Here is a 6,658-nt window from a genome sequence, read left to right as displayed (position 1 = left end):
GGTTCCGACGGTCGGGAGGGGCTCCGCGGCAGCCCGAGACGCCGGCGGATGCCGCATCCTACCTTGCGACGTAGACTGCCCGCCCCCACCTTGCCCCTATTCCCGCCCGGCTGACCTCCATGTCCCTCGACCCTGCCCTGCGTTCGCGCATCGAAACCCTGCTCCAGTCCAACCGCGTCGTTCTGTTCATGAAGGGCGGCCCCACCGCGCCGCAGTGCGGCTTCTCGGCCAAGGCCTCCGGCGCGCTCAACGCGCTGCTGCCGCAGGGTTATGCCCATGTCGACGTGCTGGCCGACCCGGAGATCCGCGAGGGCATCAAGCAATACGGCGAATGGCCGACGATCCCGCAGCTGTATGTCGACGCGCAACTGGTCGGCGGCAGCGACATCATCGAGCAGATGGCCGGCAGCGGCGAACTGCACGAGCTGCTCGGCCTGCCGACGCCGGACCGCAGCCCGCCGAAGCTCACGATCACCCCGGCCGCGGCGCAGATGCTGCGCGACGCGGTGGCCAATGCCGGCGACAACTACGCGGTGCAGCTCGAAGTCGACGCGCGCCATAACGTGCGTTTGCAGTTGGCGCCGGTCGATGCCAACGCCATTGCGGTCGAAGCCGAAGGCGTGCGCGTGCAGACCGACTGGATCAACGCCCGCCGCGCTGACGGCGTGAGCATCGATTGGGCCGACGACGAACGCGGCCGCGGCCTGGTCATCACCAACCCCAACGCGCCGCCGGCGGTGAAGCCGATCGCGCCCGAGCAGGCGCTCGCGCGCGCCGGCGAAGGCTCGCTGCGCGTGGTCGACGTGCGCCCCGCCGACGAACGCGCGATCGCCCGCATCGGCATCGCCTTCGACACCTTCGACGGCGGCACCGATGCCCTCGAAGGCCTGCCCAAGGACACCCCGCTGGCGTTCCTGTGCCACCACGGCGGCCGCAGCGCCCAGGCCGCCGAGCACTTCCGCCAGCTCGGTTTCCGCGAGGTCTACAACATCGAAGGCGGCATCGACGCCTGGGCCGACCTGGACGCTTCGATTCCGAAGTATTGATCGAGCGACAGTTCTGATCGATCGGCAAGCCCGAATCGAACGGCCGCGGCGCCCTGCGTCGCGGCCGTTCTGTTTTGTGGGGCGGGCTGCCGCGTCGCCGCCCCTGTAGGAGCGGCGCAAGCCGCGACCGCGGGCTGACGGATCGCCGCGCAGGCTCGGGTGGGTGCGCGGTCGCGACTCGCGTCGCTCCTACCCCAAAGCGCGGCGCCGCTGCCTCTGTAGGAGCGGCGTGAGCCGCGACCGCGGGCTCGCGGATCGCGGATCGCGGCGCAGCATGGGGTGATGGCGTGGTCGCGACTCACGTCGCTCCTACATTGATTCATCGCGGTCGCGGGGTGCACGCCCCCGGCTCAGCCCCTGAACCCACCGCCATCGAGATAGGCCTGTTCCTCGGCCGTGCTCTCGCGGCCGAGCGCGGCATTGCGGTGCGGGAAGCGGCCGAAGCGCTCGATGATTTCGAGATGGGCCACGGCCCACTGCGCGGCGTCGCTGCCGTCCTGGTTCGGCGGCAGGCCGCGGTGCAATTCGACCGAGCAGCGTTGATCGTCGAGTTGTTCGGAATGCTCGAACGGCAGATAGAAGAACGCGCGCAGCGCCGGCTCGATGCTGCGGTCGTGGCCGAGTTCGAGCGCGCGCCGGGCGTAGTGCCGCGCGAGCGGATCGGTCGCATAGGAATGCGCGCTGCCGCGGAACACGTTGCGCGGAATCTGGTCGAGCAGGATCAAGAGGGCCAGCGCGGATTCGGCGTCGCGCTCGGCCCAATCGTCGTGCTCGCGCCTGGCGGCGGCGTGGTGCGTATCGAGGAAGCCGCTGCGGCACTGGTGGTCGAAGCTCTCGTTACGGTCGAACCAGCGGCTCGGGCCGGCATTGCGCCAGAAATCGACGACGTCTTTCGCGGTCACGGACATGCGGGTTCTCGCTGAGGATCAGGTGGCGAACCCTAGCAAACCAGATGCGAAGCTGTCGCGCTGACCCTGCGACGGCGATCAGGCGGCATCGACATGAATCGCCGAACATCGCCGGCCGCATCAAGCGGCCTGATCCTCGCCCAACTGCGTTTCCAGCTCGTTGATCCATGCGACCGTAATGCTTTCCATCGTCACCGCGTGGATCAGCGGACGGATCGGCCCGGCCGAGTACGACTGCGAGACGAAACGCGCATGGCATTCGCGAAAAGTCAGCCAGGCTTCGTGCGCCCTTTCGAACGCCGCCAGGCCTTCGCCGTCGAGCTGCTTGCGCAGGTGCGCAACCAAGCCTTGCAACCGCACTTCCTCGCGGCTGAGCTCGGCGATCGCCTGCTGGCTCATGTCGGCCTCGCTGACCCGCGCGTCCTCGTTGTCGCGCGCGACCGCGGCGGCCTTGCTGAAATAGCTGTCGGCGATGCGCGCGGCGGTTTCGGCCTTGCCGACCAGCCGGCTTTCGAAACGGCGCAGTTCCTCGACACTGGTGTGAGCGCCGTCGAGCTCTTGCTTGAGCGCCAGCAGTTGCTTGCCGCGCTCGATCGCGTCGACCGTGCCGCGACGTTCGGCGAAACGTTGGATGAAGTAGAACGCCCAGGTAAGCAAGGCGCCGATGACGGTGAAGATGAGCTGTTCCATGACCTGTCCTCCGGCCGTGGAATACAGTGTCGGCGCGCGAGGTCTCAGGCCGTGCGATGTCGTGTGCTTGGCGTCGCAGAACCCCTATAAAAACAGGGTTATCCGCTCGTTCATCGATAAACGGTTCAGGGCCGCACGACGGATCTGCGATGGCGGGCACGGCGCGCGCGCAGAGCTGTCGCGGCCCTCACCCCAACCCCTCTCCCGCAAGCGGGAGAGGGGCTTCGTACGCTGGCGCTTGCAGATGAATGACTACTGTCACGACACCGCGAAGCGCTCAAAGACGGAAAGGCCGGCGTGCCGTAGCGATCACTCGTCGAAGCGCAAATGCCGCACCGACTTGCCGTGGCGGCGAATCAGCTTCAGCGCTTCGATGCCGACGCTGATGTGGGTGTCGACGAAGTTCGCGCTGACCTTGGCGTCGGAGGCTTCGGTCTTGACGCCTTCGGGGATCATCGGCTGGTCCGACACCAGCAGCAGCGCGCCGCAGGGGATGCGGTTGGCGAAGCCGGCGGCGAACACGGTCGCGGTCTCCATGTCGATGGCCATGCAGCGCATCTGGCGCAGGCGCTCCTTGAAGGCTTCGTCGTGCTCCCAGACGCGGCGGTTGGTGGTGTACACCGAGCCGGTCCAGTAGTCGTGGCCGAGGTCGCGGATGGTGGTCGAAACCGCGCGCTGCAGGGCGAAGGCCGGCAGGGCCGGCACTTCCGGCAGCAGGTAATCGTTGGAGGTGCCTTCGCCGCGGATCGCGGCGATCGGCAGCACCAGGTCGCCGAGCTGGTTCTTGCGCTTGAGGCCCCCGCACTTGCCGAGGAACAACACCGCCTTGGGCATGATCGCCGACAGCAGGTCCATCATGGTCGCGGCGTTGGGGCTGCCCATGCCGAAGTTGATCATGGTGATGCCGTCGAAGGTCGCGCTCGGCATCGGTCGGTCCAGGCCGACCACTTCGGCGCCGGTCAGGCGCGCGAAGGTATGCAGGTAGCCGCCGAAATTGGTCAGCAGGACGTGCTCGCCGAATTGGTCCAGGGGCACGCCGGTGTAGCGCGGCAGCCAGTTTTCGACGATCTGTTCTTTCTCTTTCATGGTCTATGCCTGTTCTTGTTGTTGTCCGGCCATTGTCGCACCGCCCATGACGATAGTCAGGGTTGGCAGGGGCTCGGGCGGCCGTTACGGTTCCAAGGTTGTCCGTCGCTCGCTCTGTCTTGGGGGAATCCATGTTTCGACCGCTACTGGCCGGCTGTGGCCTGGCGCTGCTCGCCGGCGCCGTGCAGGCCGCCACGCCCGCGTCTGCCTCACGTTTCACCCAGGACCCGTATCCGAGCACCTACAAGGCGATCGCCGCCGGCCCGGTACTGCTGCAGCACGCGACCGTGCTGACCGGCGCCGGCCAGCGCCTCGACGACGCCGACGTGCTGCTGCGCGACGGCAAGGTGGTCGCGGTCGGCCGCGCCCTCGAGGCGCCGAGCGACGCCACCCGCGTCGATGCGAGCGGCAAGTGGATCACCCCGGGCATCATCGACGTGCACTCGCACCTCGGCGTCTACCCGAGCCCCGGCGTCGGTGCGCACGCCGACGGCAATGAAATGACCGGCCCGGTCACCCCGAACGTCTGGGCCGAGCATTCGGTGTGGCCGCAGGACCCCGGCTTCGCCGCGGCGCTCGCCGGCGGCATCACTTCGCTGCAGATCCTGCCCGGCTCGGCCAACCTGATCGGCGGACGCGGGGTGACGCTGAAGAACGTCCCGGCCACCAGCTACCAGGCGATGAAATTCCCGGCCGCGCCGTGGGGCCTGAAGATGGCCTGCGGCGAGAACCCCAAGCGCGTCTACGGCAGCCGCAACACGCCGCCGGGTACGCGCATGGGCAATGTCGCCGGTTACCGCGCCGCCTTCATCGACGCCAGCGAATACCTGCGCAAGAGCGCGCCGAAGGCCGCCGCGCAGCAGAAGAAGCGCTGGTGGCAGAGCAGCGCCAAGCCCGGCAACGGCAACGGCGCCGACAGCGAGAAGGACACCGGCGGCAAGCGCGACCTCAAGCTCGACACCCTGGCCGGCGCGATCAAGGGCGACATCCTCGTCCACATCCATTGCTACCGCGCCGACGAGATGACCACCATGCTCGACCTGGCCAAGGAGTTCGGCTTCAAGGTCAGCGCCTTCCACCACGGCGTGGAGGCCTACAAGATCGCCGACCGCCTCGCCGCCGAAGGCGTGTGCGGCGCGCTGTGGGCCGACTGGTGGGGCTTCAAGATGGAAGCCTTCGACGGCATCCAGGAAAACATCGCCATCGTCGACCGCCCCGCCAACAGCTGCGCGATCGTGCATTCGGACTCCGAGGAAGGCATCCAGCGCCTCAACCAGGAAGCGGCCAAGGTGATCGCGCATGCGCGCCTGGCCGGCATCGACATCGCGCCGGAACGGGCGATCCGCTGGCTGACCCAGAACCCGGCCAAGGCGCTCGGCATCCTCGAACGCACCGGCACCCTCGAGCCCGGCAAGATGGGCGACGTAGTGGTGTGGAACGGCAACCCCTTCAGCGTCTACGCCAAGGCCGAGCAGGTCTATGTCGACGGCGCGCGCGTCTACGACCGCGCCGACCCGTCGCGGCAACCGAAGTCGGACTTCCTGCTGGGGCAACCAGCGACGCAGACCGGAGGCGTGCGATGAACCGTCACGGGATCGAACCCTTGTCCTGCGCCGTTGCAGCGAAGCTTGCAACCCGCGGGCTGCGTCGCAGCGCGCTGCTGCTCGCCCTGCTCGGCGCTTGCGCGAGTTTCGGCGCCGCGGCGCAGAACGTCCTGATCCGCAACGCCACCGTGCACACCGCGACCGCGCAAGGCTCGCTCGAACACGCCGACGTGCTGGTCGGCAACGGCGTGGTGCGCGCGGTCGGCAAGGGCTTGTCGGNCCCAGGTCGTCGAAGCCGAAGGCCGGCCGCTGACCCCGACCCTGTTCGGCGGCATCACCGAGATCGGCCTGGAAGAAGTCTCCGGCGAAAAATCCACGGTCGACCAGACCGTCGCGCTGGGCGCCGACACCAAGGAAATGACGGTGCGGCCGGAGTTCGACGTAACCCTGGCCTACAACCCCGACTCGGTGTTGATCCCGGTCGCGCGCATCGAAGGCATCGGCTGGACCCTGCTCGGCGTCGGCACCGCCACCGGCGGCTCGATCGTCGCCGGCCAGGGCGGCGTCGAACGGCTCGACGGCGGCCCCGACCCGATCGGCCCGCGTGTGTTGTTCGTGCGCCTTGGCAAAGACGGCCTGGGCCTCAGCGGCAGCTCGCGCGCAGCGCAGTGGATGATCCTCGACCAGTTGATCGACGAGGCGCGCGGCCGCATCGCACCCGGCCACCACGCCGCGCTGCTGACCCCGGCCGGTCGCTCGACCCTGCTCAAATACCTCGACGGCGGCGGCCGCATCGTGTTCGGCGTCGACCGTGCCGCCGACATCCGCCAGTTGCTGCGCTGGTCGGCGCGGCACCGGTTGCGCATCGCCATCGCCGGCGGCGGCGAGGCCTGGCGGCTCGCGCCGCAGCTCGCCGCGGCCAAGGTGCCGGTGTTCGTCAATCCGCTGTCCAACCTGCCGAGCGATTTCGACCAGGTCGGCGCCAGCATGGAGAACGCCGCGCGCCTGCGCGCGGCCGGCGTGGCGGTGGGTTTCAGCGAAGGCGGCGCCTCGCACAACGCGCGCAAGGTGCGCCAGCTCGCCGGCAACGCCGTCGCCGCGGGCCTGCCCTGGGCCGACGGCCTGGCCGGCCTGACCCGGGTGCCGGCCGAAGCCTTCGGCGTGGCCGGCCAGGTCGGTGCCATCGCTCCGGGCCAGCGCGCCGACCTGGTGCTGTGGAGCGGCGATCCGCTCGATGTCGCCCATGTCGCCCTGCAAGTGTGGATGGACGGCCGCGCGATCGAGATGCGCAGCCGCCAGACCGAACTGCGCGACCGTTACCTGCACGGCGACACCGGCCTGCCGCGCGCGTATCCGGCGCCGGCGCGCTGAGGCAGCGGCCCGG

General features: G+C 69.0%; 5 protein-coding genes and 1 pseudogene. 3 read left to right on the top strand and 3 right to left on the bottom strand.

Annotation, left to right across the window (positions count from 1 at the left end):
- The first annotated feature begins 119 nt into the window (after positions 1-119).
- Complete coding sequence (gene grxD / locus ACTJJK_RS06525; RefSeq protein ID WP_223621444.1) at positions 120-1,046, top strand: Grx4 family monothiol glutaredoxin; 927 nt, start codon at positions 120-122, stop codon at positions 1,044-1,046.
- A 350-nt stretch (positions 1,047-1,396) separates the two neighbouring features.
- On the opposite strand, the gene ACTJJK_RS06520 is transcribed toward grxD, so the two are convergent.
- The 3 genes from ACTJJK_RS06520 to ACTJJK_RS06510 all read right to left on the bottom strand — a co-directional run bounded on the left by ACTJJK_RS06520 (position 1,397) and on the right by ACTJJK_RS06510 (position 3,730).
- Complete coding sequence (locus ACTJJK_RS06520) at positions 1,397-1,954, bottom strand: DUF924 family protein (RefSeq protein WP_440729800.1); 558 nt, start codon at positions 1,952-1,954, stop codon at positions 1,397-1,399.
- 120 nt (positions 1,955-2,074) lie between these two features.
- The gene (locus ACTJJK_RS06515; RefSeq protein WP_440729799.1) at positions 2,075-2,644 is read right to left on the bottom strand and encodes a lysozyme inhibitor LprI family protein; all 570 of its coding nucleotides are present in this window, start codon (positions 2,642-2,644) and stop codon (positions 2,075-2,077) included.
- 309 nt (positions 2,645-2,953) lie between these two features.
- Positions 2,954-3,730 (bottom strand): AMP nucleosidase, encoded by a 777-nt coding sequence (locus tag ACTJJK_RS06510; RefSeq protein WP_057919309.1) that lies wholly within the window; start codon positions 3,728-3,730, stop codon positions 2,954-2,956.
- A 131-nt stretch (positions 3,731-3,861) separates the two neighbouring features.
- Between ACTJJK_RS06510 and ACTJJK_RS06505 the strand changes: the two genes are divergently transcribed.
- Positions 3,862-5,313, top strand: coding sequence for an amidohydrolase (locus ACTJJK_RS06505; RefSeq protein WP_440729798.1), 1,452 nt, complete (start codon positions 3,862-3,864; stop codon positions 5,311-5,313).
- Positions 5,310-6,645, top strand: a pseudogene (locus ACTJJK_RS06500) (amidohydrolase family protein). The gene ACTJJK_RS06505 and the pseudogene ACTJJK_RS06500 overlap by 4 nt, the downstream one beginning before the upstream one ends.
- The last annotated feature ends 13 nt before the right edge of the window (positions 6,646-6,658 follow it).

Source organism: Lysobacter sp. 22409, from assembly GCF_052045105.1.
GTDB lineage: Bacteria > Pseudomonadota > Gammaproteobacteria > Xanthomonadales > Xanthomonadaceae > Lysobacter > Lysobacter antibioticus_B.
The sequence above is the reverse complement of the archived record's forward strand: the minus strand, read 5'-3'. Positions and strand labels throughout refer to the sequence as shown.

Coding starts and splice junctions, on each gene's coding strand:
- ACTJJK_RS06515 (WP_440729799.1), bottom strand. CDS start 2,644: ATGGAACAGCTCATCTTCACCGTCATCGGCGCCTTGCTTACCTGGGCG.
- ACTJJK_RS06520 (WP_440729800.1), bottom strand. CDS start 1,954: ATGTCCGTGACCGCGAAAGACGTCGTCGATTTCTGGCGCAATGCCGGC.
- ACTJJK_RS06505 (WP_440729798.1), top strand. CDS start 3,862: ATGTTTCGACCGCTACTGGCCGGCTGTGGCCTGGCGCTGCTCGCCGGC.
- grxD (WP_223621444.1), top strand. CDS start 120: ATGTCCCTCGACCCTGCCCTGCGTTCGCGCATCGAAACCCTGCTCCAG.
- ACTJJK_RS06510 (WP_057919309.1), bottom strand. CDS start 3,730: ATGAAAGAGAAAGAACAGATCGTCGAAAACTGGCTGCCGCGCTACACC.